Origin of the sequence: Candidatus Nitrosotalea sp. FS (genome assembly GCF_011319475.1) — an archaeon.
In the GTDB taxonomy this organism is placed as follows: Archaea; Thermoproteota; Nitrososphaeria; order Nitrososphaerales; family Nitrosopumilaceae; genus Nitrosotalea.
Genome location: NZ_RCMC01000004.1, coordinates 1 through 885 on the forward strand (window position 1 = coordinate 1; position 885 = coordinate 885).

Below are 885 nucleotides of genomic sequence, written 5' to 3' on the forward strand. Positions count from 1 at the left end.
TGGGCTGGCTTCCTGTATTTCATTAGTCCATGGTCTCCAATTCCAGGTGGATTGGACACAATAGTAGCAAATGCTCCAGCAGGATTCATGGACATGTCGGGCCTCTACAATGTAGGCAATGGAGCACTCGTAAATTGGGCTTCAATAATATCTCTAGGATTGGGAGACATTGTTGCATTAGACTTTATGGAACGAGTGTTTGCAGCAGATGGGGGCCGTACAGCAACAAAGAGTTGTTACATGGGAGCTGGAATTACTCTTTTGATCCTAATTCCTGTAACTATGATAGGAATCGTTGGATTTACGTTAGAGCCAAAACTTGATGATCCTTACACANCCAATTATTGCAATAAAACACGTACCTGCAGTGATAGGCATACTCATGCTTGTGAGCACTGTCAGCTGTGGCATGTCAACTGCAAATGGTGGCACATTAGCCATTGCAAGCGTATTATCAAGAAACATGTTGCAGAGAAACATAATTGGAAGATTATTGAAGAGACCAAGACTTAGTGACAGACAGCTACTTGTTGCAACAAGACTCTTTGTTATTCCAATGTTCTTTACCGCTTTTGCATTAGGGTATCTCATTCCAAGACCTGGTGCATATCTTATTTTGGCATTTGATATCGTATTAGCAGGTTGTCTAGTTCCTCTAGTCTTTGGAACATTTTGGAAAAAGTCAACTGCCGCAGGTGCGGTTGCGTCAATTGCAGTAGGATCTACAATAAGACTGGTCTTGTTCTTTTTGATAACAATAGCACCGTCTTCTAGTCCGTATTACCAATACGCTGGACTTGATACAATGATTCCACCACTCATATCGCTTCCAGTTTTCATACTAGTGAGTTTGGCAACACAAAAGAGAACACCACCAAGACACGA

At 41.9% G+C, this 885-nt stretch carries 1 pseudogene; it reads left to right on the top strand.

The annotated features are described in order from the left end of the window. Positions 1 to 51: 51 nt before the first annotated feature. Positions 52 to 336, top strand: a pseudogene (locus tag DYY66_RS12750) (hypothetical protein); the annotation flags it as partial. Positions 337 to 885 lie beyond the last annotated feature (549 nt).